32 protein-coding genes are annotated in these 26,999 nt (G+C 64.0%); 25 read left to right on the top strand and 7 right to left on the bottom strand.

Features of this window, described 5'->3' with window-relative positions; genetic code table 11:
- The first annotated feature begins 18 nt into the window (after positions 1–18).
- Positions 19–438, top strand: a complete 420-nt coding sequence (locus AC07P1_RS10530; RefSeq protein ID WP_494695748.1) for a hypothetical protein — start codon at positions 19–21, stop codon at positions 436–438.
- Between the two features lie 70 nt (positions 439–508).
- Here the strand turns inward: AC07P1_RS10530 and AC07P1_RS10535 are convergent, their stop codons facing one another.
- Positions 509–1,213, bottom strand: coding sequence for a PEP-CTERM sorting domain-containing protein (locus AC07P1_RS10535; protein WP_494695749.1), 705 nt, complete (start codon positions 1,211–1,213; stop codon positions 509–511).
- Between the two features lie 307 nt (positions 1,214–1,520).
- On the opposite strand from AC07P1_RS10535, the gene AC07P1_RS10540 reads away from it, so the two are divergent.
- The gene (locus AC07P1_RS10540) at positions 1,521–1,973 is read left to right on the top strand and encodes a hypothetical protein (RefSeq protein WP_494695750.1); all 453 of its coding nucleotides are present in this window, start codon (positions 1,521–1,523) and stop codon (positions 1,971–1,973) included.
- Between the two features lie 59 nt (positions 1,974–2,032).
- Complete coding sequence (locus AC07P1_RS10545; RefSeq protein ID WP_494695751.1) at positions 2,033–2,500, top strand: hypothetical protein; 468 nt, start codon at positions 2,033–2,035, stop codon at positions 2,498–2,500.
- A gap of 62 nt (positions 2,501–2,562) precedes the next feature.
- Here the strand turns inward: AC07P1_RS10545 and ppk2 are convergent, their stop codons facing one another.
- A complete protein-coding gene (gene ppk2 / locus AC07P1_RS10550) occupies positions 2,563–3,408 on the bottom strand; it encodes a polyphosphate kinase 2 (protein WP_414646019.1) in 846 nt (281 codons plus the stop codon).
- Between the two features lie 256 nt (positions 3,409–3,664).
- Here ppk2 and AC07P1_RS10555 point away from each other — a divergent pair, with 256 nt between their 5' ends.
- Positions 3,665–4,084 carry a hypothetical protein gene (locus tag AC07P1_RS10555; protein ID WP_494695752.1) on the top strand — a complete coding sequence of 140 codons (420 nt, stop codon included), beginning with the start codon at positions 3,665–3,667 and terminating at the stop codon, positions 4,082–4,084.
- Between the two features lie 62 nt (positions 4,085–4,146).
- Here AC07P1_RS10555 and AC07P1_RS10560 read toward each other — a convergent pair whose 3' ends face one another.
- The gene (locus AC07P1_RS10560) at positions 4,147–4,881 is read right to left on the bottom strand and encodes a GntR family transcriptional regulator (RefSeq protein ID WP_494695753.1); all 735 of its coding nucleotides are present in this window, start codon (positions 4,879–4,881) and stop codon (positions 4,147–4,149) included.
- Positions 4,882–5,108: 227 nt separating this feature from the next.
- On the opposite strand from AC07P1_RS10560, the gene AC07P1_RS10565 reads away from it, so the two are divergent.
- From AC07P1_RS10565 to AC07P1_RS10625, 13 genes are all read left to right on the top strand, one after another.
- Positions 5,109–6,743: a methyl-accepting chemotaxis protein gene (locus AC07P1_RS10565; RefSeq protein WP_494695754.1), complete on the top strand. Its 1,635-nt coding sequence runs from the start codon at positions 5,109–5,111 to the stop codon at positions 6,741–6,743.
- 108 nt (positions 6,744–6,851) lie between these two features.
- Positions 6,852–7,811 carry a helix-turn-helix domain-containing protein gene (locus AC07P1_RS10570; protein ID WP_494695755.1) on the top strand — a complete coding sequence of 320 codons (960 nt, stop codon included), beginning with the start codon at positions 6,852–6,854 and terminating at the stop codon, positions 7,809–7,811.
- 288 nt (positions 7,812–8,099) lie between these two features.
- Entirely contained in the window at positions 8,100–8,828 is a 729-nt protein-coding gene (locus AC07P1_RS10575; RefSeq protein WP_494695756.1) for an alpha/beta fold hydrolase, read from the top strand.
- Between the two features lie 41 nt (positions 8,829–8,869).
- Positions 8,870–9,277, top strand: a complete 408-nt coding sequence (locus AC07P1_RS10580; RefSeq protein ID WP_494695757.1) for a DUF1330 domain-containing protein — start codon at positions 8,870–8,872, stop codon at positions 9,275–9,277.
- Between the two features lie 82 nt (positions 9,278–9,359).
- Positions 9,360–9,941 (top strand): YceI family protein, encoded by a 582-nt coding sequence (locus AC07P1_RS10585; RefSeq protein ID WP_494695758.1) that lies wholly within the window; start codon positions 9,360–9,362, stop codon positions 9,939–9,941.
- Positions 9,942–10,026: 85 nt separating this feature from the next.
- Positions 10,027–11,007, top strand: coding sequence for an amidohydrolase family protein (locus AC07P1_RS10590; RefSeq protein ID WP_494695759.1), 981 nt, complete (start codon positions 10,027–10,029; stop codon positions 11,005–11,007).
- A 71-nt stretch (positions 11,008–11,078) separates the two neighbouring features.
- Positions 11,079–12,173, top strand: coding sequence for a porin (locus tag AC07P1_RS10595; protein WP_494695760.1), 1,095 nt, complete (start codon positions 11,079–11,081; stop codon positions 12,171–12,173).
- Between the two features lie 84 nt (positions 12,174–12,257).
- Positions 12,258–12,737, top strand: coding sequence for a cache domain-containing protein (locus AC07P1_RS10600; RefSeq protein WP_494695761.1), 480 nt, complete (start codon positions 12,258–12,260; stop codon positions 12,735–12,737).
- A 143-nt stretch (positions 12,738–12,880) separates the two neighbouring features.
- A complete protein-coding gene (locus AC07P1_RS10605; RefSeq protein ID WP_494695762.1) occupies positions 12,881–13,816 on the top strand; it encodes an alpha/beta hydrolase in 936 nt (311 codons plus the stop codon).
- 51 nt (positions 13,817–13,867) lie between these two features.
- The gene (locus tag AC07P1_RS10610) at positions 13,868–14,449 is read left to right on the top strand and encodes a YceI family protein (protein WP_494695763.1); all 582 of its coding nucleotides are present in this window, start codon (positions 13,868–13,870) and stop codon (positions 14,447–14,449) included.
- Positions 14,450–14,523: 74 nt separating this feature from the next.
- Positions 14,524–15,384 carry an intradiol ring-cleavage dioxygenase gene (locus AC07P1_RS10615; protein ID WP_494695764.1) on the top strand — a complete coding sequence of 287 codons (861 nt, stop codon included), beginning with the start codon at positions 14,524–14,526 and terminating at the stop codon, positions 15,382–15,384.
- A 49-nt stretch (positions 15,385–15,433) separates the two neighbouring features.
- The gene (locus AC07P1_RS10620; protein ID WP_494695765.1) at positions 15,434–16,030 is read left to right on the top strand and encodes a malonic semialdehyde reductase; all 597 of its coding nucleotides are present in this window, start codon (positions 15,434–15,436) and stop codon (positions 16,028–16,030) included.
- 15 nt (positions 16,031–16,045) lie between these two features.
- Positions 16,046–17,113: a maleylacetate reductase gene (locus tag AC07P1_RS10625; protein ID WP_494695766.1), complete on the top strand. Its 1,068-nt coding sequence runs from the start codon at positions 16,046–16,048 to the stop codon at positions 17,111–17,113.
- A 99-nt stretch (positions 17,114–17,212) separates the two neighbouring features.
- Here the strand turns inward: AC07P1_RS10625 and AC07P1_RS10630 are convergent, their stop codons facing one another.
- The 4 genes from AC07P1_RS10630 to AC07P1_RS10645 all read right to left on the bottom strand — a co-directional run bounded on the left by AC07P1_RS10630 (position 17,213) and on the right by AC07P1_RS10645 (position 20,279).
- A complete protein-coding gene (locus tag AC07P1_RS10630) occupies positions 17,213–17,782 on the bottom strand; it encodes a YceI family protein (RefSeq protein WP_494695767.1) in 570 nt (189 codons plus the stop codon).
- A gap of 50 nt (positions 17,783–17,832) precedes the next feature.
- Positions 17,833–18,699: a hypothetical protein gene (locus AC07P1_RS10635; RefSeq protein WP_494695768.1), complete on the bottom strand. Its 867-nt coding sequence runs from the start codon at positions 18,697–18,699 to the stop codon at positions 17,833–17,835.
- Between the two features lie 189 nt (positions 18,700–18,888).
- Positions 18,889–19,458 (bottom strand): cytochrome b, encoded by a 570-nt coding sequence (locus AC07P1_RS10640; protein WP_494695769.1) that lies wholly within the window; start codon positions 19,456–19,458, stop codon positions 18,889–18,891.
- Positions 19,459–19,481: 23 nt separating this feature from the next.
- Positions 19,482–20,279, bottom strand: coding sequence for a dioxygenase family protein (locus tag AC07P1_RS10645; RefSeq protein ID WP_494695770.1), 798 nt, complete (start codon positions 20,277–20,279; stop codon positions 19,482–19,484).
- A 195-nt stretch (positions 20,280–20,474) separates the two neighbouring features.
- On the opposite strand from AC07P1_RS10645, the gene AC07P1_RS10650 reads away from it, so the two are divergent.
- From AC07P1_RS10650 to dmpH, 8 genes are all read left to right on the top strand, one after another.
- Entirely contained in the window at positions 20,475–21,383 is a 909-nt protein-coding gene (locus AC07P1_RS10650) for a LysR family transcriptional regulator (RefSeq protein ID WP_494695771.1), read from the top strand.
- A gap of 102 nt (positions 21,384–21,485) precedes the next feature.
- Positions 21,486–21,941, top strand: coding sequence for a cache domain-containing protein (locus tag AC07P1_RS10655; protein ID WP_494695772.1), 456 nt, complete (start codon positions 21,486–21,488; stop codon positions 21,939–21,941).
- 26 nt (positions 21,942–21,967) lie between these two features.
- The gene (locus AC07P1_RS10660; RefSeq protein WP_494695773.1) at positions 21,968–22,141 is read left to right on the top strand and encodes a hypothetical protein; all 174 of its coding nucleotides are present in this window, start codon (positions 21,968–21,970) and stop codon (positions 22,139–22,141) included.
- A 225-nt stretch (positions 22,142–22,366) separates the two neighbouring features.
- Entirely contained in the window at positions 22,367–23,230 is an 864-nt protein-coding gene (locus AC07P1_RS10665; protein ID WP_494695774.1) for a VOC family protein, read from the top strand.
- Complete coding sequence (locus AC07P1_RS10670) at positions 23,227–23,925, top strand: class II aldolase/adducin family protein (RefSeq protein ID WP_494695775.1); 699 nt, start codon at positions 23,227–23,229, stop codon at positions 23,923–23,925. The genes AC07P1_RS10665 and AC07P1_RS10670 overlap by 4 nt, the downstream gene beginning before the upstream one ends.
- A complete protein-coding gene (locus tag AC07P1_RS10675) occupies positions 23,922–25,409 on the top strand; it encodes a 2-hydroxymuconic semialdehyde dehydrogenase (protein WP_494695776.1) in 1,488 nt (495 codons plus the stop codon). The genes AC07P1_RS10670 and AC07P1_RS10675 overlap by 4 nt, the downstream gene beginning before the upstream one ends.
- A gap of 7 nt (positions 25,410–25,416) precedes the next feature.
- Complete coding sequence (dmpE, locus tag AC07P1_RS10680) at positions 25,417–26,196, top strand: 2-oxopent-4-enoate hydratase (protein WP_494695777.1); 780 nt, start codon at positions 25,417–25,419, stop codon at positions 26,194–26,196.
- An 8-nt stretch (positions 26,197–26,204) separates the two neighbouring features.
- On the top strand, positions 26,205–26,993 hold the full coding sequence (gene dmpH / locus AC07P1_RS10685) for a 2-oxo-3-hexenedioate decarboxylase (RefSeq protein WP_494695778.1): 789 nt from the start codon (positions 26,205–26,207) through the stop codon (positions 26,991–26,993).
- Positions 26,994–26,999 lie beyond the last annotated feature (6 nt).

A 26,999-nucleotide genomic window follows, 5' to 3' on the forward strand; every position in this document is an offset into this window, starting at 1 on the left:
ACCTGGACGGAGGTTATGATGGATGAATTTGTCTACAGTCTGCTGTTGAAGGGTACGCAAGGATTGACCCTGCTTGGCACGTTGCGCTACCGCTTCACCGATCTCGCCGCCGACGCCCGCGCCCGCGACATGCAAGCGCTGATGGGCGCGACGATCGACCGGCCCACCATCGAGCTGTTCATCCTGCCGGCCGAGGGCACGATCTCGGTGCCGCTGCTGACCGGCCTGACGCCGGTGCCGATCGGCGGCATCGGCTTCGGCAGTCCGGCGGGCCTGCTGACGGTGCTGTTCTCCAGTACCGACGATACGCGCGGCCTCAGCCTGCAAATCAATCCGATCGACGCCACCCACATCGGCGGCGGCCTGACCTGGCAGCCAGGCCAGCCGGGCACGTTGGTGTTCAGTGTGCTGGGCACGCAGCTCGCATTCCCCGTGTGAAGCGGGAGCCGGGTGGGGACGGCGGGGGAGGGCGCCACGGGAGTGGCGCCCTTGTTGCATCTGGCGGTGCTCAGGCGCGGCGTTTGCGCAGCGCCGCGCCGATCACGCCGAGGCCCGCGAGCATCAGCAAGGCCGATTCCGGCTCGGGAACGGCGGACACCTGGACCCGCTGGATGGAGGTGAGCGTGCCCCAGAAGGAGATGCCGTACTCGTCGCTTTGACGGTACCAGCCGCCGCCGATGGTCGACACCAGGTCCTTGTACGCGATGTCGAGCGTCGACGGCAGCGCCGTCGAATTGAGATAGCCGCCGCTGGCGTCGGTGAAACCCAGCCCCGCGCCGCCGCTCAGATCGGGCTGCGCTTCCCCCTCATAGTTGGTGTTGTCCAGGGCGATCGAATCGTTGCCGGGCCCGTTCACCACGGTGACCGCGCCCGTGTGGGCGCTGGCGTAATTGTTCTGGCCCGACTTGAAGCTGTATTCCATGCTGAACGTGGGCAACGTGCTCATGCTGTAGGTGCCGTAGTCGAAGAAGGACGACGGGTTGGCCGTATCAAAGCTGATGCGTCCCGTCAGTTGGTCGTTCACCGCCATGTGATGGCCCGCCAGGTTGGCGCTATCGACATAGCCGCCCTGGCCTTTCGACAGAGCGAGCACGCGATCGACCACGGCGGTGAAAGTGTAGGTCACGGTCTCGGCGTGCGTCGGGCTGGCGGCCGACAGCAAGGCCAGCGCCACCGCGCCGACGCTTGCGTTCATCTTGGTTGTCCAGGTCATAGCCATTCCAATCTCTGTTGTGAAGTAGGGAACTTATTATAATAATTGCACTCAGGAATTGTAAATGTAAAAGCTCAAGCGTGCGGGCCGATACAACGCCGACCATGTCGATTTGATCACAATGTGTGGAAATGGCTGGCGAGGGGCTGGTGCGGGCGCCAACGGCGGGCCGCGACTGCAATATCGATCTGATCAGAATGCGTCCAGATTGGCCGGGTAAGCTGAACTACTGCCCCATCAGGCAGGGAAGTTCTCGCTGTCATTATCGTTAGCGCATCGTGGCAGCTCAACCCGCATGGAGGTTATGATGGATGAGATTATTTATGATCTGTTATTGAAGAGTCCGCTTGGTTTTGCGCTGTTAGGCACGCTTCGTTTCCGCGTCATTTTCGATGAACCGGCGTCCGGAAAAAGCATCGGCGACGTGTCCGCGCTGTTGACCGAGACGCTGGAGCGGCCCTTTATCACCATGAGCGCCCAGGAGCTGGAGGGCAGCATCTCGGTGCAATTTCTGACCGGCCCGCGTCCGTTGCCGGCCGCCGGCCGTCTCTTCGGCTTCGACATGACGCCGCTTCCCCTGAACGCCTTGTTAAACGGCGGCGACGCCACGCGCCAGCTGTTCCTGCAGTTCAGCTTCCTCGATGCCACGCATATCGGAGGCGGCATGCTGTGGCAGCCCAACACGCCGCAACAAATGAAGTTCAGCCTGCTGGGTACGCAGCGCCCGTTCGGCATGTCTGCCGACGACATCCCCCAATGAAATTCCCTTCGTCACCATTGCCCGCGCATGGTGGCCGCTCAACATGGATGGAGGTTATGATGGATGAGATTGCCTTTAATATGATATTGACGAGCAGGTTCGGCCTGAGCCTGCCCGGCACGCTGCGTCTTCGCTTCACCGACCTGGATGCGCTCATGCCCAACGGCGATATCGGCGCCGTGCTGGCGGCGATGCCGCAGCCGGTGGACATCGACGTGGCGGTGTTCCAGCTGGCGGGGACGATGTCGGTGCCGCTGCTGACCGGCGTGCGTCCCGTGCCGGTGGCCGGCATCGGCCTGGCCACGGCGGCCGGCCCCATCGGGTATGTGCTGGCCGGCACCGACCCGACGCGTCCGCTGCGGCTGCTGTTCAACAACCTGGACGTTCAGGACATCGCCGGCGGGCTGGTGTGGCGGGCGGGACAGTTCGGCCAGCAGATTTTCAGCTTGCTGGGCACCCAGCTTCCGTTCGGCCTGCGGGGCGACGCGGCCCCGCAAGAGGAGGCTCCTCAGGGCGAGACCGCTTGATGCTCAGGGACTGACTTCCGCCTCGTCCAACGATACGAAGGTGAGCCGGTTGCCGAACGGAGCTAGTATATCTCCGGCACGATGATTTCGGACGGCACCGGGCGGCGCACGTAATCGTCGTGGTACTCGCGCTCCGGCAGCTGGATCGCCGGATGTTCGACTTCGACGTAGGGCATCTGTCCCAGCAAGTGGTGGATGCAGTTCAGCCTGGCCTTCTTCTTGTCCACGCCTTGCACCACCCACCATGGCGCCTCCGGAATGTGCGTGCGCTCGAGCATGATCTCCTTGGCCTTGGTGTATTCCTCCCAGCGGCGGCGCGATTCCAGGTCCATCGGGCTCAGTTTCCATTGCTTGAGCGGATCGTGGATGCGGCCCAGGAAGCGCGCGTTCTGCTCCTCGTCCGAGATCGAGAACCAGTATTTGATCAGCTGGATGCCCGAGCGCGCCAGCATGCGCTCGAACTCCGGCACGGTCTGGAAGAACTCCTCGTATTGCTCGTCGCTGCAAAAGCCCATCACGCGCTCGACGCCGGCGCGGTTGTACCAGCTGCGGTCGAACAGGACGATCTCGCCGGCGGCCGGCAGATGCGAGACGTAGCGCTGGAAATACCACTGCGTGCGCTCGCGGTTGTTGGGGGCGGGCAGGGCGGCCACGCGGCACACGCGCGGATTGAGGCGCTGCACGATGCGTTTGATGACGCCGCCCTTGCCGGCGGCGTCGCGGCCTTCGAACAGGATCACCACCTTGTGGCCGGTGTGCACCACCCAGTCCTGCAGCTTGACCAGCTCGGCCTGCAGGCGGAACAGTTCGCGGAAGTAATGGCGGCGGGCCGCCTTGGCCGCCTCGCTGCGTTCCGTTTCGATGACCAGCTTGGTGACCGGATCGATCTCGCGGTCCTCCAGCTCCATCTCCAGTTCCTCGTCGTAGCTGTCGGTGAGCTCGCGGTGCACGCGCTCCAGCAATTCCTGCTCGTTCAATTTCACGCAATGCTCCTCAGTGTGGGTCGGGCACAGCTTACGCGTGGAATGTGACCTGGCGATGACGTATCAATATCGCCCCGATGTCGATCTGATCATGGTGCCGTCCGCACGGCTCGGTAAGCTGAAATCCTGGCTCGCTCGTGAGGCAGGCATGTTTGCGGTGACTTTACCTACGGAGGTTGTGATGGATGAGCTGGTCTATAACTTGTTATTGAAGAGTCCGCACGGTTTGACGCTGCTGGGCACCTTGCGCTATCGCTATACCGACCTGGACGCGCTCAAGGCGGGGGAGCTGTCAGCCCTCATGGAGCAGGCGCAGCAGGTATCCACCGCCGAGTTCACGCTCTTTAAGATTCAGGGTACGTTGTCGGTGCCGCTGCTGACCGGCTTCTCGCCGGTGCCGATCGACGGCATCTCGTTCGTCAGCTTCCTGGGGCCGACGCTGACCAATCTGTTCAGCAGCACCGATCCCTCGCGCAGACTCGACATGCAGTTCAACTACATCGATAACAACCACATCGCCGGCGGCCTGCTGTGGCGCCCCAACACGCTGCGCCAGCAGGTGTTCAGCATCCTGGGCAAGCGTTTACCGATGGGCATGTGAAGCGCCCGCGATGGCCCGGCCATGGGAACAGGACTTGGCGCGCAAACCCGCTCGGGGTTGATTTATCGCCGTACTCCGCACGTCGCCGCGCCGGTGAACACTTCCGATGGCAGCAGTTTGACCGCATCGAACGTGGTCGCAATATGCTCGCTCAGGATTGCGGTGGCCCGCTCCGCATCGCGCTTCAGTGTGGCGTCAACGATGAGCTGGTGCTCCTGATGGACGTCGCGCGGTATCGGCTGCCGAGTGACCGACAGGCGGCGATAGCGCTCAGCCTGGCGATATAACATCCCGAGGAAATGAAGCGTCCAGCGCGACGTGCACGCGCTTAGCAGTGCTTGGTGGAATTCGCGATTACGGTCTTCCCATTCACGGAACGCTTCGGCCGGGTGTTTGGTAAGCCGTTCTTCAGCGAGGCTAAGGCGGTGGAACGCGGCCAGGATCTGGCCCTCCCATACGTCGTCACCATTCCGGATGGATTGCCGTAACGCCTCCGTTTCCAGCAGGATGCGGGTTTGCGTGATGTCCAGAAAATCGGGGATCGACATCGCTTGCACGCGGAAGCCACGCTGTCCCTGCGCGACCACCAAGGCATCGGACACAAGCAGGCCCAACGCTTCGCGCAAAGTGCCGGCGCTGACGCCATAGGCATCTTTCAAGTGCTCGACGCGCAGTTTCGAGCCCGGAGCAAGCCTGCCTTCAATGATATCGCGCCGCAATTCGGTGTAAGCGGACTCGACGAGGGTCTTCGTGATCGGGACTTCCGTAGCGGTGTTCATCTTTTGCAAGGCGTCCATGGGCATATGGCTTTAGAAGTGTTGTCCGTAAGTTGGATTTTAATAGAAAATAAGAAAAAATCAATAAAATATAAAATCTCGAGATTTTATATAATGTATGAAATTTATTGTTGACAACAATATTTTCGGCATCTATTCTAAAAAAGAAGGCTGCGGCGAGTCGACCGCGCCCAGGCCGGACGGGAGAGAATGTTTTTATGAGGATGTGCACCATGTTTTTCGCAAGTATGAAAATCGGCACCCGGTTGGCGCTCGGGTTCGGCCTGGTGGCGCTGTTGCTGGCCGCCGTCGCAATCCTCAGTGTCGTCCGCTTGAACACCAATGCGGCAACGACGGATGAAATCGTCGGCGATCTGCACGTCAAAGCAGTGTTGGCGCTCACGATCAAGAGCGACATCAATGTCGCCCTGCGCGACCTTCGCGACGCCGAGCTCGCCAGAACGCCGGAGGACGCGAAGAAATTTTTGGACAGGCGGGACGAGCTGATCAAGAAGACCAGCAAAAACATCGAAGTGCTCGGCAAGATGATCAACTCTCCCGCCGACGCCGCGATCTTCAAGGCGTTGAACGAGGCGCGCAGCGCTGCCCGCCAGGTGAGTGGCCAAATCGAGAAATTGATCAAGGAAGGATCGAAGGAGCGGGCGATCGAATTGCTGTTGACCGAGGGGGTGACGACGCAGGATGCCTTGTCCGCCGCGCTCGACAATCTGGCCGACGCCCAAGGCGGACGGATGGACCGTATCGGGAGGAAAGCGCTCGAGCAGGCACGGTCCACGACAACATTGGTGACAACGATATCCGTCGCCGCTTTGCTGATCGCAATTACCGCTGGCGTCGTCATCACGCGCGGCTTGTTGACCGAGCTTGGCGGCGAACCTCGTTATGCCACGGAGATCGCGAAAAGCATCGCCTCAGGCAATCTCGCCGTCGAAGTTGAAACCAAGGGCAACGATCGCGCCAGCCTGTTGTTCGCGATGAAGTCCATGCGCGACAGCCTGGTGAGGATCGTTAGCGAAGTGCGCGACGGCGCCGATGGCATCGCCTCCGCTTCGCACCAGGTCGCCGCCGGCAACGCCGACCTCTCCTCGCGCACGGAAGAACAAGCCAGCGCCCTGGAAGAAACCGCCTCTTCCATGGAGGAATTGACGTCGACGGTGCAGCAAAATGCCGACAATGCGCGTCAAGCCAACTCGCTCGCGGCCACCGCGTCGGAGGTGGCGGTCAAGGGCGGCGCCGTGGTATCGGAAGCGGTGCGCACCATGGCCGAGATCAATGGATCGGCGCGCCAGATCGTCGACATCATCGCCGTGATCGACGGCATCGCGTTCCAGACCAACATCCTGGCCTTGAACGCGGCGGTGGAGGCGGCACGCGCCGGCGAGCAGGGCCGGGGCTTCGCGGTGGTGGCGTCGGAGGTGCGCACCCTGGCGCAGCGTAGCGCCACGGCAGCCAAGGAAATCAAGGCCTTGATCGATAACTCGGCGGAGAAGGTCGAGGCGGGCAGCCGGTTGGTCGATCTTGCGGGCGCGACTATGCAGGAAGTGGTGCGGAGCATCCAGCGCGTCGCCGACATCATGGGCGAGATCAGTACGGCCAGCCAGGAACAGGCGACGGGCATCGCCCAGGTACAGCAGGCGGTGGTGCAAATGGACCAGGTGACGCAGCGGAATGCGGCGCTGGTGGAGCAATCGGCCGCGGCGGCCGAGGCGATGCGGGACAAGGCGGGCGAACTGGCGCGGGTGGTGGACGTATTCAAGCTCAAGGGCACGCAGGCGGCACCGGTCAGGCAGGCCGGGCGTCTGGTCTCATCGGGCCATCCGGCGGCGTTGTCGGCGCGGCCAACGGGCCAAATGTCGGCCTGACCGCGCGGCCACGTTTTGGCCGGCGATAGTGGCGATAGTGGCGCAAGGGTGTATGCTTGAAGGTAAGACTGAAAATGGAAAAGCATGAATTTTTCAGGAGGCTAAGCGATGCCTATTGATGATCCGTCACAAAGAATCTGGTCCACCGAGCTGCTGCCGCCGGGCTTGCGGCTGGACTATTGGATCGGCGCCATCTGCGAGGCTTTCCTTGAAATGCACGCCTCGACGTATAACACCGAGCACTTCCATGCCCGTTTGGAGGCGGTCCCACTGGATGCCCTGGTGGTGAACTGTATCACCCACTCGCCCCAGCGCGTCTATCGGCGCAAGGCCGACATCGCCCGCGGCCGGGACAACTACAGTTACCTGATTTGCAACAAGACGTCGGCCTGGCAGGTTTCGCAGGACCAGATCGCTTCGCGGCTGCTGCCGGGTGACATGGTCGTGGTCGACTCCCGCAGCTGCTACGAACTGCATTTCCCCGAGTCGGCCAACACGATATCGGTGCAGTTGCCAACGGAGTGGCTGGAAACCTGGCTTCCCATCCCGCAACAGCTACTGGGCCGTCGGCTCGACGGGCAGCAAGGGTGGGGACTGGCCTTGCGCAGCCTGCTACAACAACTGACGCCGGAGAGCGTCGGCGGACTGGTCTTGCCGGGACAACTCATCGCGGACCAGATCGGCGCGCTGCTGTCGCTGACGTCGCACGCGCATGCGCCGGCGGAGATCCGCCCCAGCCGCGGTGACGCGCTGGTGGAAAAAATAAAACAAGCGACCCGTTCCCGCTGCGCCGAGCCCGGCCTGGTGGCGGCGTCCATCGCCGACGACGTGTGCGTCTCCGTGCGCACCCTGCATCGCCACCTGGCCGTCGCCGGCCTCACCTTTGCCGAGTTCCTGATGGCGGAACGCATCGCCTTGGCGCACCGCATGCTCACTTCGCCGGTTTTTGTCCGATTGAACATCGCTGAAATCGGCTATCGGGTCGGTCTCACCGACCCCTCCCATTTCGCGCGCGCCTACAAGCGGCGCTTCGGGGTCAGCCCGGCCCGGGGACGCGTCGACAGCTGACGGCCCCCGTCGTTGAATGCCGGTCATCGGCGTCTTCTCCGCACCCTCCCGACGCGGACCGGTCCGCTACAACGGCCGGCCGAGCCCGCTCCCGTCCGATACGCCCGTTCCCCCGGTGGCATGGCCGTTGGCCATGCCGACGCCGAGGTCCCGCCACGCCCCGTCGTGTGGGGTGAATAGGGGCTGGATCTGGCGCGATACGTCCACCGGGCTGTCAGTCGGCGGCCATTCAGCGGCGCGCCGCCGCGTTATGCTGAAGCTCCCTTACATCATGAAAGACAGACCATTATGAGCGACACCTACGTCCTCGTGCACGGTGCCTGGCACACCGGCGACGACATGGAAGCGACGGCCGAGCACATCCGTCAAGCCGGCCATACGGCACACTGCCCCACGCTCGCGGGTAACCGCCCTGAAGACGACCGCAGCAAAATCGGGCTGGAGGAGGCGGTGCAATCGCTGGTGGACTATATCGTCGACAACGACCTGCATGCCGTCAGGCTGATGGGCCACAGTTACGGCGGCATGGTCATCGCCCAGACGGTCGACCGGATTCCGGAACGCATCGCGCGGCTGGTCTTCTGCAACGCCTTCGTCCCTTTCGACGGCGACTGCCTGCTGGACCTGGTGCCGCCGCACTACAAGGGGATGTTCGAGGATGTCGCGGCCCGGAACGGCCAAGCCGTCATGCTGCCGTTCGCGATCTGGCGCGAGGCGTTCATCAACGACGCGCCGATCGATCTGGCCGAAACCACCTATGGCCAGCTCAACGCGCACCCCTATCTGACATTCAAGACACCGGTGCGACTGAAGACGCCGCTGGCCGATCTGCCGGTGGGCAAGTCCTACGTCAACTGCCAGCAGGACATCGCGCTGCCCGCCAGCCTTCCGTGGCATCCGCGTCTTTCCGAGCGCCTCGGCCTGTACCGCCTGGTCGAGTGCCCGGGCAGCCACGAGCTGCTGTTCACCGATCCTGCGCGGTTTGCGCAAGCCATTGTCGAGGCCGGCCGGGACTAAGGCCGCCGGCCTCGTGCTTTTAATTATTACTGGAGGAAATCATGTGCTGGATAAGCAAATTGCGCTGGCTGACGGGGGCGCCGATCGCGCATGCCGCCGGTGCCGGCTATGGCATCTTGCCACAGACCGGCGCGGCGCCGGCCGCAACGCCGGGGCCGCTGCCGGCATATTATCTGGCCGAATTCGACCTCAAGGACGCCGAAGCCATCAAACCGTATCTCGAGGGCGCCGCCCAGACGGCCCTCGCGCATGGCGGGGTCTACCTCGCGCGGGGCGGCCATACCCTGGCCCTGGAGGGTGACGCGCCCAAGCGCATCGTCCTCATCAAATTCAAGAGCCTGGCCGCCGCCCAGGCCTGGTACGACTCGCCGGAATACACCGCGTTGCGCCCGTACCGCCAGCGATCGGGCATCACCCGCAACTTCGTGGTGGAAGGTTTTCCGGACTGACGAACGCCATGCGGCGCGGCTGTGATCCCGGCCTATGTGTGCTGCTCCTTTTCGCCACGCAATCACTCACCAAGAGGTATTCATGAAGAAGTTTCTCGCCATTCTCAGCGTCGCCGCCGTGGCGGCCGCTGTTGCCGTTCCGGCCTTGGCCGCCCCCGTCACTTACGTGGTCGACAGCACCCACACCTATCCCCGTTTCTCCTACAGCCACTTCGGCTTTTCCACCCAGCAGTTTCAGTTCAACAAGACCTCGGGCACGATAGTCTACGACCCCGAAGCCCGGACCGGATCGGTGGACATCACCATCGACATGAAGGCCATGGTGGACACGGGCTTCGAGCTTTGGAACAGCCGCATCCGGGGGGAGGATTATTTCGACGTCGCCCAATACCCCACCGCCACATTCAAATCCACGGCCGCCAGGTTCGATGGCGACAAACTCGTGGCCGTGGAGGGCGCGCTGACCCTGAGGGGCGTGACCAGGCCGGTGACGCTGCAAGTGACGTCGTTCCAGCGCATGGCCCATCCCATCGTGAAGAAGGACGCCATCGGCGCCAATGCCACCACCACCATCAAGCGCAGCGACTTCAACATGGGCAAGTACGTTCCCGCCGTCAGTGACGAGGTAACCATCACGCTCGCCGTGGAAGCGTGGCAGCAGTAAGGGGCGCGACCGCACCGCGTCATGCCGGGCCGTCGTCCGGCGGTTTTACATCTGAAAATTTAACGCGTCTCAACGAGGAAAAAGAATGCAAGGCAAAATAGGATTAGAAGAGCATTTCGCCATACCCGACACATTGGAGGACTCCGCCGGCTTCGTGCCGCCGGACTATTGGAAAGTGCTGAGCGGGCGTCTGCTCGACATCCACGAGCTGCGCCTGCGCGAGATGGACGCCAACGGCATGGAGATGATGATCCTGTCGTTGAACGCGCCGGCGGTGCAGGCCATCCCGGACCGCGCCAAGGCCTGTGAAATCGCGCGGCGCGCCAATGATTTCCTGGCCGAGCAGGTGGCCCGGCGACCGGACAGGTTTCAAGCCTTCGCGGCATTGCCGATGCAGGACCCGGAACGCGCGGCGGAGGAACTGGAGCGCTGCGTCAAGGAGCTGGGGTTCAAGGGCGCGCTGGTCAACGGCTTCTCGCAGGTCGACACCCCGGACAACTGCGTGTATTACGACGCGCCGCAGTATGCCGGCTTCTGGGCGCGGGCCGAGGCGCTGGGCGTGCCGTTTTATTTGCACCCCCGAAATCCCATTGCCGCCTGGTCGCAGATCTACAACGGGCATCCATGGTTGTTGGGGCCGACTTGGGCCTTTGCCCAGGAGACGGCGGTCCACGCGTTGCGCCTGATGGCGTCGGGGCTGTTCGACCGGCATCCGACGCTGCAGATCGTTCTTGGGCACATGGGGGAGGGGTTGCCGTTCAATATCTGGCGTGTGGACAATCGCAACGCCTGGGTCGACGTGCCCAAGGGCTACCCGGCCAAACGCCCGCTTGGCGACTATTTCCGCGAGAACTTCCATCTCACGACATCGGGAAATTTCCGCACCCAGACCCTGGTCGACGCGATGCTGGAGGTGGGCGCGGACCGCATTCTGTTCTCCACCGACTGGCCGTTCGAAAACGTCGACCACGCGTCGACGTGGTTCGACGAGACGAGCATCTCGCCGGCCGATCGCGTGAAGATCGGCCGCACCAATGCCATCAAGCTGTTCAAGCTTGATCTGTAAGAAAAACTAAAAAAATACGCGTGGTTTGACGGTGGCGGCGATCCGGCCGCCGCCCAAAGGGAGGAGACACCATGAAAAAAAAATATATTGCGGCAGCGGTCATGATGGCGGCGGCGACGCCCGTCCAAGCGCGGGGTTCCAACGTCGAGGTCTACGGACTGATCGATACCGGCGTCGAGTACGTCACGAACGTGGGGCCGGCGGGCGACGGGCTGGTGCGCATGCCGAGCAACACCGGCTCGTTGCCGTCACGCATCGGTTTCCGCGGCAGCGAAGATCTGGGGGGCGGCCTCAGGGCCGTGTTCACCCTGGAAAACGGTTTTGGCGCCGATAACGGCATGCCGGGACAGGGCGGCCGCCTGTTCGGCCGCCAGGCCTTCATCGGCCTGTCCGGCAACTGGGGCGCGGTGACGCTCGGCCGCCAATACACGATGCTGGCCTATTCGCTGCTCGACAGCGACATCCTGGGGCCCAACGTCTATAGTCTCAATTCGCTCGACAACTATCTTCCGCACGCCCGCGCCGACAACGCCATCGGCTATCGCGGCGGCGTCGGCGACTTGACGCTCGGGGCCACCTACAGCCAGGGGCGCGACACGGTCAACGCCGGCCCGGCGCCGGCGGGGACGAACTGCGCGGGCGAAAGCGCGAGCGATAGCAAGGTCTGCCGCGCATGGTCGGCGATGGCGAAATACGACAACGCGTCCTGGGGCGCGGCCGCCGCGTACGAGCGCCTCCACGGCGGACCGGGGGCGTTCGGCGGCTTGTCCGCCGGCCTGGCCGACAGCCGCGCCGTGCTCAACGGCTACGTCAAGTTCGGCCAGGCGAAATTGGGCGGCGGCCTGATTCGCCGGAACAACGAGGCCAGCGCCACGCCCAAGAGCGATCTCTACTATATCGGCGGCGCCTACGTATTGACACCGTTCCTCACGCTCAATGGCGAACTGATGAAGCTGGACATGAAAAACAGCGCGAACCAGGCGACGTTGTTCGTGGTGCGCGGGATCTACTACCTCTCCAAGCGCACGGCGGGATATGTGACGGCCGGGCGCATCTCGAACGGCGGTACGTTCAACCTGTCCGTCAGTACCGGCGCGGCGGGCAGCAATCCGGCCGCCGGCGCATCGCAGACCGGTGTCATGGTCGGCATGCGGCATACGTTTTGAGCGGGGGGAGGGGCGCGGGCCTGCGCCCTGCGCCCTTCCTTCCGCGCTGCCGTCAGCTTCACCCACCACAACCAAGGGATAATCATGAACAAAACATTGGCATCCGCTGTCGCGTTGACTTTACTTCAGTCCGTTACCGCCGTCGCCGCCGAGCGTGGCACCGCGGCCGAAGCCGAGGCGATGGTGCGCAAGGGCGTCGCGTTGATGAAAAACGCGGGGCTGGACAAGACGCTCAAGCAGATCAACGATCCATCCGACAAGGTTTTCAAGGACCGCGACCTGTTCGCCTTCGTGTACGATTTTCAGGGCGTCATGCTGGCGATGGCCGTCAATCCTAGAATGGTCGGCAAGAACATGATCGAGCTGAGGGACGCCGACGGCGTGCCGCTGGCGCGCGGCGTGATCGACATGGTCAAGGCCAAGAAGAAGGGCTGGTACGGGCCGTTCAAGTTCGTCAATCCGCAGACCCAGGCTTACGAATACAAGAAATCCTACTGCGAACAGGGTGTGGGGGAAACTCTGGTTTGTGCGGGTATCTATTTCGGCGCCGACAAGGCCGGGTAGCGGTGGCGGGCGCCGTTCGGTGCGCACCGCACGGCGCCTGCACCAGGTTGGCAGCATCCGACTATCGTCCTGGCAGTCTTGGGCCAGCACGCGCATCCATCCCCCCATAGACTGCTGGTACCCCAACAATCAAGGAGACCAGCATGGATCGAAGGACCTTCGCCACCAACATTTCCGCCGGCATCGCCGGCGTCGCGCTCGCCGCCTGCGGCGGCAGCAACGCCGGCGCCACGGGCAAGCCCACCTTCGTGTTCGCGCACGGCGCCTGGCACGGCGGCTGGTGCTGGTCCGAGGTGGCGCGGCTGCTCGCCGAGCGGGGTTATCAGAGCGTGATGCTGGACTTGCCCGGCCACGGCCTCGACGCGCGCTTCCCCGCCGCCTACACGGCCCGGCCGCAAAACACGGCGGCGCTCGCCGCCGAGGTGTCGCCGCTGGCCGCGCTCACCCTCAACGACTACCGCGACAGCGCGCTCAAGGTGATCCGCGCCCTGGTCGCCGCCGGCAGCGGCCCGGTGGTGCTGGTGGGCCACAGCCTGGGCGGCGCGACGCTGAGCGCGGTGGCGGAGGCCGAACCATCGTTGATCCGCCGGCTGGTGTACTTGACAGCCTTCGTGCCGGTGCTCTTCCCGACGGTGATCCAATACCTCCAGCAGCCGGATTTCGCCGCGTCCGAAGTGCCGCCGCTGTTCGTCGCCGACCCCGCCGCCGTGACGGCCACGCGCATCAACCACGACTCGGCCGACGCCGGCTACGTGGCCAGGGTGAAGAGCGCCTTTTATCACGATGTCGGCGACGCCGCCTTCGCGGCGATCGCCAACCTGCTCACGCCCGACGAGCCGCTGCGGGCCCTCACCACGCCGATCAATGCCACCGTCGCGCGCTGGGGAAGCGTGCCGCGCGCCTTCATCCGCTGCACCGGCGATCGCGCCATTCCGATCGCGGTGCAGGACAAGATGATCGCGGAGGCCGATGCCTTCACCCCTGGCAACAGGTTCGCCCAGAGGACGCTGGCGACCAGCCATTCGCCGTTCGCCTCGGCGCCGGCGGAGCTGGTGGCGGCGTTGACGTCGATGGACTAGGGCCGCCCAAATTGCCCACACCCCTCTTTGTTACAACAATCGGAATTGAAAATGAAACGCTTATCCGCACTGCCATCCCTTTTCATGCTGACCATCGGAAGTCTGTATTCCCATGCCGCGCTCGCGGCGTGGGAGCTGGACCCCTCGCACACGCACGTCAGCTTCCAGGTCAGCCATCTCGGCGTCACGCATACCCCGGGGGTTTTCCGCAAGGTGGAGGGGAATGTGACGTTCGACGACAAGAAGGTCGAGGCGTCGAGCGTAACCATCGCGATCGACGCGGCGTCGATCGACACCGTCAACGCGCAGCGCGACGCCGACCTGCGCACCGAAGCCTGGTTCGACGTCGAGAAGAATCCAAGGATTACCTTCACCTCGACTTCGGTGCGCCGTATCGATGACAAGAACTACGTCATTTCCGGCAACCTGACCATCCGCGGAAAGACCCGCCCGGTCGACTTCAACACCGTTCTGACGAACCGCGCCGTGAATCCCTTCGCGAAGCTTCCGGTGGTCGGTTTTGTCGGCAGCGCCAAGATCAAGCGCAGCGACTTTGGCATGACGCAGTATCTCGCGGCGATCGCCGACGAAGTCGATCTGAAGATCGCCCTCGAATTGGTGCAAAAGCCCTGAACGCAGCGATACGCGGACAGATATGCCGCGCGGCCCCGCGGCATTCGAACAACTGGCAATTCCTGGAGATAAGTATGCGTAACCTAAACGAAGACAATATCACGCAGGCGGTGATCGCGCGCCTGGCGAATACGCCCGACCCGCGCCTTAAGCAGGTGCTGACCCCGCTGGTGCGACACCTGCACAGCTTTGCGCGCGAGATCAGGCTGACCGAAGAGGAACTGATGGCGGGCATCCGCTTTCTGACAGCGGTCGGGCAAAAGTGTGACGACCAACGACAAGAGTTCATCCTGTTGTCGGACACGCTGGGCCTGTCGATGCTGACCGTCGCCCTGAATCACGTCAAGCCCGACGGCTGCACCGAGGCGACGGTGTTCGGCCCGTTCCACGTGCAGAACGCGCCGGAGTACCCATGCGGGGCCGACGTGTCGAACGGCGCCAAGGGCGAGCCCTGCTTCGTCGGCGGGACCGTCCGCGGCGGCGACGGCGCGGCGATCCCGGGCGCCCGCATCGAAGTCTGGCAGGCCGATGCCGACGGTTACTACGATGTGCAGTACGAGGACTTGCAACACCACCAGGGACGGGGTGTCTTGCATGCCGACGGGGCGGGGCGGTATCACTTCCGTTCCATCGTGGCTGAGGCCTATCCGATACCGCACGACGGGCCGGTCGGCGACATGCTCAGGGCCACCGGACGCCACCCCTGGCGTCCCGCGCACCTGCATTTCATGATCTCGGCCCCCGGCTATCAAACGCTGACCACCCACGTCTTCCGCGACGGCGACCCCTACCTCGATTCCGATGCAGTGTTCGGCGTGCGCTCGTCGCTGATCGCGCAATGGTTGCGGCATGATCCCGGGCGCCGCGATGACGGCACGATCCTCGATACGCCTTATTACACATTGGATTTCGACTTCGTGCTCCACACCGCCTGACCGGCCGGCGCGCGGATTCAGCGTTTCAACCAAGCCCAGGAGTTTCTACATGCCCGAACAACATACCACCGACCCGTGCGCTTCGGGACGGTTGCCCGATCCGGGCTGCCGCCATGCCGGCACGCGCCACGGCTGGAGTTCCCAACTTGTGTCCGATGTATTGCTGCAACGGGTGTACGAGTTGGCAACAATCGTCCCGAGCTCGATGAACTTCCCGCCCGCGCGCTTCGTGTTCTTGCGAACGCCGGAAGCGAAGGGGCGGCTGCTGCCCGCGCTGAGGCAGGGCGACGTCGACCAGACCAGGGACGCCCCCGTCACAGTCATCGTCGCCTATGCGGCCCCCTTCCATGACGACATGCAGAACATCGGGCGCGTGGCCGAGCGCGGGAAGTGCGCTTCCGACAACGCTCCCGCCGCCCCGCGCAACGCCTCGCACAAGGCCGCGTACTTTTTGGTGGCCGCGCGCGCGTTGGGCCTCCACTGCGAGCCGTTGGGCGGCTTCGACGCCGCCAGCGTCAACGCCGAGTTCTTCCCCGACGGCTGTCACCAGGCGGACTTCCTGTGCAACCTCGGCAAGGGCGATCCGGCGCAACCGTTCGACCCCAAGCCGCGCCTTCGTTTCGATGATGCCGCTCAACTACTCTGACCCTGTGAAAAAAACATGCTCTCATTTGTCTATCAGAACCTCATTCCGCGCGTGGTATTCGAGTCCGGCGCCCTGCGCCACCTGGAGCGCGAGGTCGACCTGCTCGGCGCCGCCAAGGCGCTGGTGCTGTCCACCCCCGAGCAGCGCGCGCTGGCCGAGATGGTGGCCGAGCGCCTGGGCCCGCGCTGCGCCGGCGTCTACGCCAGGGCGGTGATGCACGTGCCGATCGAAAGCGCGCGCGAGGCCCGTGACGAGGCGCGGCGCCTTGGGGCCGACTGCGCGATCGTCATCGGCGGCGGTTCCACCACCGGCCTGGGCAAGGCTATCGCGCTGGAATCCGGATTGCCTATCCTCGCCATCCCGACCACCTACGCCGGTTCGGAGATGACGCCGATCTACGGCATCACCGAAGCGGGCGTGAAGAAGACCGGGAGGGACGCGCGCGTCCTGCCGCGCACGGTGATCTACGACCCCGAGCTGACGCGCACGCTGCCCTTCGCCATGTCGGTGAGCAGCGGTATCAACGCCATCGCCCACGCCGCCGAAGGCCTGTATGCGCGGGACGGCAACCCGATCATGGCCATGCTGGCCGAGGAGGGCATGCGTGCGCTGGCGCAAGGTTTGCCGCTGCTGCGAGGCCAGCTGGACGACATGGACGGGCGCGGCCGCTGCCTGTACGGCGCATGGCTCTGCGGCACCGTGCTCGGCGGCGTCGGCATGGCCCTGCACCACAAGCTGTGCCATACGCTTGGCGGCGCCTTCAACCTGCCGCACGCCGAGACGCACACCATCATTCTGCCGCATGCGCTGGCCTACAACGCCGCCGCCGCGCCCGAAGCGATGCGGCGCACCGCGCGCGCCCTCGGCAGCGAGACCGCCGCCGGCGGCGTGTGGGACCTGGCGCATGGACTGGGCGCCCCGGTCGCGTTGCGCGAACTCGGGCTCAAGCCGGAGGATCTGGACGCCGCCGCCGTCCTGGCGACGACCAACGCATATCCGAACCCTCGGCCATTGGAACGCGGCGCCATCCGCCAATTGCTGCAGCAGGCCTACGAGGGCGTGCGGCCGGATACGCCGGCCTGAGGAGTGTCGATGCGGCGCGCGAAACGGTGCGGTTCGCCGCCGCCGGATGAGCAGGCGACCGGGCATGCGCCCGGTTGCCCGGTTTTGAGGAGCGGCCGGTTAGTCGCGAATCGCTTCCAGACCGATGCTGATGTTCACGTCATCACTGACGTTCGGCGCGAAGCGGCCGACACCGAACGCGGTGCGCGAGATCGAGGCCGTCGCGTTGCCGCCCACCGCCTCCCGATTTTGAAGACCGCCGTGCGGGCCATGCTTGTATGCGGTGACCGTGAACGTCACCGGCAGCGTGACGCCGTGTATCGTCAGGTTGCCGTTGATCGCCACCGGCCGGTCGCCGTCGAACACGATCTGGGTGGACTTGAATGTTGCGGTTGGAAACTTACCGACATCCAAAAAATCCGCGCTCTTGAGATGCTTGGTCAATATGGGGTGGCCGCCGTCGACCGAGTCCATGTCGATGTCGAACTCCGCCGTACCGCTTTTGGCGTCGAAGTCCAGGACGAGCTTGCCACTCATTTTCTCGAAGCGGATCATTTGGGAGGAAAATCCAAAGTGGGTATAGGTAATGCGCGGCATCGCGTGGGTCGGATCGACATTGAATGTGATCGGCGCGGCGACCGCGGTGGCGGAGAGGGTTGTGGCGGCAAGCAGGATTGCGATGAATTTCATGGTAAAGCCTTGGTGGGTTGGTGAGGGTGTGTGGGGGAGGCGTTCAGGCGCTACAGCACGCCTTTGAACATGAGAAAGGGCACATTCGATTTGTAGGTGTTCCTCCCGAAGTTGATCAGCGGCGAATTATTGTGTCGCGTTTGTTCGAGGCGTATTCCCAGCTGATAGTCGGAATTGCCGCCGAGTTCCCACAGCAGATCGTGGCGTAGAAAATATTCGGTGCCATGTCGATTGTCCTTTCCGTTGCCGCTGGTATTGATGAACGAAAAGAAACTGTAGTGGAAACGCTCGGATCCGATATCGAGCGGCTTGGATATCAAGTATGTACGCCACATCAATTTGTTTTTATCGAGCGTATAATTTTTGCCGGTATTGGTGTTGAAGGTGCCCGGTTCGACATTCCATTTCGAGTCCTGGGTCATCAAACCCGACTCGAACCAGTCGAAGCCGGGGACGTAAAAGTTGAATGAAAGACCGACGCCGGCGGACTGAAACCGCGCGTAGCTCGACAACCTTCCCAGGAAGATCAACGAGACATCGGAGAGCGGGCCCATGGTGAAGCTGCGGCCGGTCACTTTCGACAGGCTGACGGCGGGGGTGACGGCCGTATACATGTCGAAAGCGCTGCCCTTGCTTTCAAACGGCGGCAAGGCGCCCACGCCGTTTCCATGAAACGTTTCCAGATCGAAGTAGAAGTATCCCCACTTGGTCGATCCGAAATGCTCGTATTGGAGATTTTGCATGGTGCCGGTGTCGGTCCCCGCTCCGGTGATGGCATTTAATTTCGCGCGATCCGTCGCCAGAAAAGATATCTGGTTGATCTGGAAGCTTTCCTCGCCATGCGCCGCCGACGGCAGCAGCGCGGCCGCGGCTGACAGGACGGCGACAGCTACCGCTTGGGCTGGATTTTTTTTCATAAATTGTCTCTTGTATAGTTATGGTATGGCGTTTAAACCATTGTTTAAGGGGCCTTAAGCGTAACGCCGCGGCGGGCCGATGAATGGCCGCTGACTGATAGCTTGGTGGCCGTATCGCGACATCGCCAAGTCGCCCTCTTCATCGAACTGACCGCGTTTTCCGGGCTGGACTCCTTCTAATGTCTTTGTTCAGGGTTTGTCCGTTTTTCGGACCGGTAGCATGCTGCCAAGTATTCCATCCCGGTCGATCAGATGATGTTTGAAAGCCGCGGCGATATGGCCGAGGACGGCCAGTCCCAGACTCCACGACAACAACTGGTGGACCAATTTGGCTAAATCGTAGTATTCCGGAGCGGGGGCGGTCAGTGGCGGCAAGGGGATCAAGCCCAGCATCAAGATCGGCTTGTCCGCCACTGAACTCCACAGCCAACCCGATAACGGCAGCGCGATCAACGCCAACGCGTACAACACCAGATGGCCCAGATGTGCGACGCGCCGCATCGTTGGCGAAACCGTCGGCGGCAGATCGGGAATGGGATGTGTCAGGCGCCAAACGATGCGCAGCGCGGTCAGGAATATTATGGTGCTCGCGATTTCCTTGTGCAGGGTGGTCAACCCGTGGTGGACGTTCCATTGTTCACGCATGTGGACCGCGGCGAAGCCGATCGGCCAGGCCGCGATCCACAGGGCGGCCATCACCCAATGCAGGCATTTCGAGAATGGATGGTAGGACGGTGATGTGGCAGGTTTGAGATGCATGATGAAAATCCGGTAAGGTGGTTTTATCGCGACAATGAAATGGCTTGCCCGAACAGGAACGAGTCCATCGCTAGCATGCCGTGGGAAATGCCGCCCTCCAGCACGGTGACGGGAAGACGATTGGTCGCCGCGCCGGCGGCGACCAGCAGCGGCAAGTAGTGCTCGGGTGTCGGGTGCGCCCGGCGCGCGTGCGGCGCGATCGTCATCGCCCGCCGCAGCCGATCGTGGTCGTCGGCGATCACCGCCGCGGCGATCCAGGCGGCGAATTCCGCGACGTAGTCTTCATCGCGGCCACGCTGGTGGTGATAGTCGTGCAGGTTATGCGTGAGGCTGCCCGAACCGACGACCAGCACGCCCTCCGCCGCCAGCGGTTGGAGTGCCCGCCCGAGCGCGAACGCGGAGTCGGCGTCGATCCCTATAGGCATGGAGATTTGTAGCACCGGCACGTCGGCTTGCGGGTACAAGTGCATCAGCGGCACCCACACGCCGTGATCGAGGCCGCGGATGGCATCGCCCTCGGCTGGATAGCCGGCGGCGCGCAGCACCTCGAGCGCGCGGGCCGCCAACGCCGGATGACCGGGGGCCGGGTAGCTGAGCCGGTACAGTGCGCGGGGAAAACCGCCGAAGTCGTGGATCGTGGACGGCCGGGGCGACATGGTCACCAGCGGCACCGGCGTCATCCAGTGGGGGGAGATCACCAATACGGCGCGCGGCCGCGGTAGCGCGCGCCCGAGCGCGGCGAGGCCGGTTCCGGCGATGCCGGGTTCAAGCGCGTAGGTTGGCGCGCCGTGCGAGATGTACAAACTGGGAAAAAGTTCCATGCTGATGCTCGTTGTGGGTGTGGCGGAAGGTGGATCGGAGTATAGGATCGGGCGGCATCCAGATAAACAGCCCATCGCGGGATCTACCATTCCTTGAATCGAGACAATGACGCGGGCCGATGCCCGGTCGACATATCCTGTATGCTGCCGGGAATCCTCAACCCGAGTTAAAACCACTCCATCGAGCGAGACAACATGGACAAATTCCTGGAGATGCAGACCTTCGCCGCGGTCGTCGATGCCGGCAGTTTTGTCAGGGCGGCAAGTGCGCTGGCGATGTCCAAGGCGGCCGTGTCGAGGTATGTCGGTGATCTGGAAGCGCGGCTGGGCGTCAGGCTCTTGCACAGAACGACGCGACGCTTGTCCTTGACCGAAGAAGGCGAGGTGTTCCATGCGCGGTGCAAGGAAGTGCTGTCCTTTATAGACGAGGCGGAGGCGGAGATCAGCTCGGGGAACACCGATGCCAGCGGCCGGATCCGCGTGAACGCGCCGGTGACTTTCGGCATACACCATTTGGCGCCACTTTGGGGAAAGTTCAGAACCCTGCAGCCCAGGATCACGCTCGATGTCACCCTGTCCGACCGCGTGGTCGATCTGGTCGACGAGGGCTTCGACCTGGCGATCCGCATCGCCGTACTGCCGAATTCCATGCTGGTCAGCAGGCGCCTGTCGACCACCCGCATGGTGCTGTGCGCGTCGCCGCGATATCTCGAGGCGCGCGGCACGCCCCGGCATCCCACCGAGTTGCTCGATCATTCGATCATTGGTTATAACTACTGGTCGACCGGGAACGAATGGCAGTTCGATGGCCCACACGGCAAAGTCAGTGTGCGCACCCAGCCCTGTTTTCAGACCAACAGCGGCGACACCAACCTCGCGGCGGTATTGTCACATCAGGGCGTGACCTTGCAGCCGACGTTCCTGGTCGGAGAGCATCTTCGAACGGGCGGACTTGTCGAACTCATGCCCGAATTCCGATCGGCGGAACTGGGCATCTATGCCGTTTATCCGAGTCGCAAGCATGTGCCGGCCAAAATAAGATTGCTGATCAACTGGCTGGTCGACGCGTTCCGGACCAATCCATGGCCCGACCACCATCCATAAAAAAAACGGATACGCCCTATCCAAAATATTTACTGTTCAGAAGCCGACGGCTGTTCCATACTGGGGATCGCGACAGTGTAGTGAAAAATACGGGAGACCATCATGAAACGCAGGACTATCCTTGCATTGTGTCTGACGCTGGCCGTTGTGCCGGCCATCGCCGCCGAGCGGCGCGCCACCAAGGACGAGGCGGTCGCTTTCGTCGACCGGGCGGTCGCCCATATCAAGGCCAACGACACGGCCAAGGCCTTGGCCGACTTCAACGATCCCAAGGGCAAGTTCATTGAAGGCGAGCTGTACGTGGTGGTGGTCGATCTGCGGGGAAACGTGCTGGCGAACGGCGCCAACCGCAAGCTCGTCGGAAAGAACCTGCTGCAGATCAAGGATCTCGATGGCAAGTACTTCGTCAAGGAGCAAATCGAGATCGCCAACACCAAGGGGACGGGCTGGATAGAATTCCGCTGGAATAATCCTGTCACCAGCAAGATGGAACTGAGGCAGTTTTACCTTGTCCGCAACGACAACTATTTCGTCGGTTCGGGCGTCTTCAAACCCTAGCCGCCCGTCATTCGATTCGAACATCAATGAATAATACCGACGTCGACGATTTGCAATTCATCCTGGCGGTGGCGCGTCGCGGGGCCCATGCCATGTTGCTGCGCCATCTGGACAAGGCCGGCGATGTCGCCGCCGCCCCTTCCGGTGACCGCGCCGCTGCATCGGCCCCCGCGGATGTCCCGCGTGACGAGGCGCGCTGACCGCCGCGCCCGCTCCAGCTTTTCCTCCCCCCCCCCTTTTTTTTCTCACGTGCGCGGAATCCTGCGTGCGCCACGATACCGCCGTGCGGACCTGTCGCCGGCCTCCGACGGCCATGCGCCACTATAAAAAAAGCAAATACCGCCAATCCAAAACATTCGCTATTCACATGCCGATGCCTTCTCTACAGTGGAGTCATAACAGCAAGCATCTGAAAAGGAGACGGCATGATCAACTTGCATGACATACGCTATGTCAGACTGGGCACACGCGACCTGGCGGGCGCCGAACACTACGCGACCACGGTCCTTGGGCTGCAGGTCGCTCGCCGCGAAGGCAAGGCCTTGTACCTGCGCTCGGACAGCCGGGACCACACGCTGTGTTATTTCGAAGGCGATCCCGGCGACCACACCACGGCTTTTGAGATCGAGGACGCCGGCGCCTTCGACGCGGCGGCCGCCACGCTGGAAGCCAACGACTTCCGCATCCACGTGGGCACGGCCGACGAATGCGAGCAGCGCCATGCGCGCGGCTTCCTGACCTTCAAGGACCCGACCGGCAACAAGATCGACCTGGTGCTGGCGCCGCACCACAGCGGCCAGCGCTACTTCCCGACGCGCGACGTCAAGATCACCGGCTTCAGCCACGTCGGCCTGCGCACCACCAACGCCAAGCGCGACGAGGCCTTCTGGACCACGCTGTGCAGCGCCAAGGTGAGCGACTGGATCGGCGACGCGCCCTTGCTGCGCATCGACGATATCCACCACAAGATCGCGCTGTTCCCGTCGACCTACGCCGGCATCCAGCACATCAACCACCAGGTCGAAAGCATCGACGAACTGATGCGCGCCTACTACATCCTGATGGAGAAGAAAATCGCGATCCGCTTCGGCCCGGGACGCCATCCGACCTCCGGCGCGATGTTCCTGTACTTCGAGGGCACGGACGGCTTGACCTTCGAATACTCCACCGGCGTGCGCACCATCACCGAGGAGGACGAGCGCACTTATGTTCCGCGCCAGTTTCCGTTCGTGCCGGACTCGTTCTGCCAGTGGGGTTCGCGGCCCGACATCCCGGAGTTCAAGAAATGAGCCGCGCCGCCCAACTGAAGGTGCGGGTGGCGGCGCGGGCGCTGGCGCGCGCGGGCCTGGTGCACGCCTATGGCCATTGCAGCATGCGGCTCGACGCCGGCCATTTCCTGGTCTGCGCGGCCAAACCGATGGCGCTGATCGGGCCGGGCGACGAGGGCGTCATCGTGCCGGTGCATGGCGAACTGCCCGACGGCGTGCTCGGCGAGGTGCGCATCCACCAGCACATCTATCGCCAACAGCCGGAAGCCGGCGCCGTCATCCGCAGCATGCCGCCGACGGTGATGTCGCTGTCGGCGGCGCGCCGCACGCCGCGCCGGCTGCACGGCATGGGTGCCTATTTCGCCGATCCGGTGCCGCTGTGGGACGACCCGCAACTGATCCGCACCGAAGCGCAGGCGGCCGCCGTGGCGCTGGCCATGGACGGCGGCAACGCCGTCGTCATGCGCGGCAACGGCCTGGTGATCGCGGCGCCGTCGCTGGAGCGGGCGGTGGTGCTGACCTGGTACATGGAGGACGCCGCCAGCACCGACTGGCAACTGCGCGCCGCCGGCCTCGACGCCCAGGCGGCCGTGCTCAGCGAGCAGGAGGCGCGCGCGCGCGCGGTCGGCACCGGCCGCATCTATGAACGCATGTGGGATTACCTGACCGACGGCGATCCCGAACTCTCACCCTCCACGACACAGGAATCGCAATGAGCACAATCAACACGATGGGTACGAAGAGACCCGCCGGCTTCCCCAACTTCATCGACGGACAATGGGTCGAGAGCGAACGCCGCTTCGAGAACCGCAATCCGGCCGACAACTCCCTGATCGGCATGGTCAGCGAGGCCGGCCGCGCCGAGGTGGACGCCGCCGTGCGCGCCGCCCGCGCCGCGCTGGACGGCCCCTGGGGCAGGATGTCGACCGCCAAACGCGCCGAGCTGATGCACGCGGTCGCCGACGGCATCATGGCCCGCTTCGGCGAGTTCGTCGCCGCCGAGGTGGCCGACACCGGCAAGCCGTACGCGATGGCCAGCCACCTGGACGTGCCGCGCGGCGCGGCCAACTTCAAGGTGTTCGCCGATGTCGTCAAGAACGTCGCCACCGAGAGCTTCGAGATGGTGGCGCCGGATGGCGGCGACGCCCTGAACTACGCGGTGCGCGTGCCCAAGGGCGTGATCGGCGTGATCTGCCCGTGGAACCTGCCGCTGCTGCTGATGACCTGGAAGGTCGGCCCGGCCCTGGCCTGCGGCAACACCGTGGTGGTCAAGCCGTCCGAGGAGACGCCGGCCACGGCGGCGCTGCTGGCCGAGGTGATGAACGAGGTCGGCGTGCCGCCCGGCGTCTACAACGTGGTGCAGGGCTACGGCCAGGATTCGGCCGGCGCCTTCCTGACCGCGCATCCGGACGTCGACGCCTACACCTTCACCGGCGAGACCGGCACCGGCGAGGCCATCATGGCCGCCGCCGCGCGCGGCATCCGGCCGGTGTCGATGGAACTGGGCGGCAAGAATCCGGGCATCGTGTTCGCCGATTGCGACTTCGACGCGGCGGTGGCCGGCATCCTGCGCTCGGCCTTCTTCAACAGCGGCCAGGTGTGCCTGGGCACCGAGCGCGTGTACGTGCAGCGGCCCATCTTCGAGCGCTTCGTCGCCGCGCTCAAGGCCGGCGCCGAGGCGATGCGCCCCGGCGATCCGAACGACAAGGACACCAACTTCGGGCCGCTGGTGTCGCAGGAGCACCGCGGCAAGGTGCTGGGCTACTACCGCCGCGCGGCCGAGGAGGGCGCCACCGTGGTCACCGGTGGCGGCGTGCCCGACATGCCGGCGGCGCTGGCCGCCGGCGCCTGGGTGCAGCCGACCATCTGGACCGGCCTGCCGGAAAGCTCGGCGCTGATCCGAGAGGAGATCTTCGGGCCGTGCTGCCACGTGGCGCCGTTCGACACCGAGGAGCAGGCCGTGGCGCTGGCCAACGACACCCGCTACGGCCTGGCGGCCACCGTCTGGACCAGGGACGTGGGCACCGCGCACCGCATGGGCAAGCGGCTCAAGGTCGGCATCTGCTGGATCAATTCGTGGTTCCTGCGCGATCTGCGCACCGCGTTCGGCGGCTCGCGCCAGTCCGGCATCGGCCGCGAGGGCGGCGTCCATTCGCTGGAGTTCTACACCGAACTTCGTAACGTTTGCATCAAACTTTGAGGACACTATGAACCAGCAAGAAATCGAAACCCATGGCGCCCAGTTGTATGAAGCGCTGCTGGAGCGCGCGCCCGTCGCGCCGCTGTCGGAGCGCGTGCCCGGCATGACGCTGGAGGACGCCTACGCCATCCAGCAGGACCTGCTGCGCCGCCGCCTGGAACGGGGCGAGCGCCTGATCGGCCACAAGATCGGCGTCACCAGCAAGGTGGTGATGGAGATGCTCAAGGTCGGCCAGCCGGACTTCGGCCACCTGACTTCGGCCATGGTCCACAACGACGGCGCGGTGCCGATCGACAGCCTGATCGCCCCCAAGGCCGAGGGTGAGATCGCCTTCATCCTCAAGCACGACCTGGCCGGCCCCGGCGTGACCGAGGCCGACGTGCTGCGCGCCACCGCCTGCGTGCTGCCGTGCTTCGAGATCGTCGATTCGAGGGTGCGCGACTGGAAGATCGCGATCCAGGACACGGTGGCCGACAACGCCTCCTCCGGCTGCTTCGTGCTGGGCGACGGCGCGGCCGATCCGCGCGCGGTCGACCTGGCGACGGTCGGCATGACGCTGGAGAAGAACGGCGAGGTGGTCGCCACCGGCGCCGGCGCGGCGGCGCTGGGCCATCCGCTGGCGGCGGTGGCCTGGCTGGCCAACACGCTGGGCGAACTGGGGCAGACGCTGCACGCCGGCGAAGTGATCCTGTCGGGATCGCTGGCGGCGATGGTGCCGGTGGCGCGCGGCGATCGCCTGCGCATGAGCCTCGGCGGGATCGGCTCGGCCGAAGTACGTTTTTACTAGGGACACCAATGAAACTGACACCACACACCATCGCCGCGCTGGCCGCGCACCTGGAGCGGGCCGAGCTCGACGTGACCGCCGTGCGCAAGATCACCGACGACCATCCGGACATGGACTGGGACGACGCCTACGCGATCCAGGACCTGATCCGCGCCGCCAAGGCGGCGCGCGGCGTGCCGGTCGCGGGCCTGAAGATGGGCCTGACCTCGGCCGCCAAGATCCTGCAGATGGGCGTCAAGGAGCCGATCTACGGCTTCCTCAACGGCGACCATGAATTCAAAAGCGGCGCCGACATCAGCATGGAAAAACTGATCCATCCGAAGGTGGAGGCGGAAATCGGTTTCGTGCTGAACCGTCCGCTGCGCGGTCCCGGCTGCCATATCGGCGACGTGCTGGCCGCCACCGCCTACGTGGTGGCCGCCGTCGAGGTGATCGACTCGCGCTACGAGCACTTCAAGTTCGACCTCAAGAGCGTCATCGCCGACAACACCTCGGCGGCGCGCTATGTGCTCGGCGCCAGCTACCACGACGCGGTCGGGCTGGACCTGAAAAACCTCGGCATCGTGCTGCGCAAGAACGGCGAGGTGGCGGCCACCGCCTCCGGCGCCGCCGTGCTGGGCCATCCGGCCGCCAGCGTGGCCATGCTGGCCAACATGCTGGGCGCGCGCGGCCGGGAGATCCCTGCCGGCGTGCTGATCATGACCGGCGGCGCCACCGAGGCGATACGGGTGGAGGCGGGCGACCGCGTCACCGTCGACTACCAGTGGCTGGGCAGCGTGTCCATGCAATTCACCTGAACCGGA

It is taken from the genome of Duganella sp. GW821-FHT07F09 (assembly GCF_059418705.1).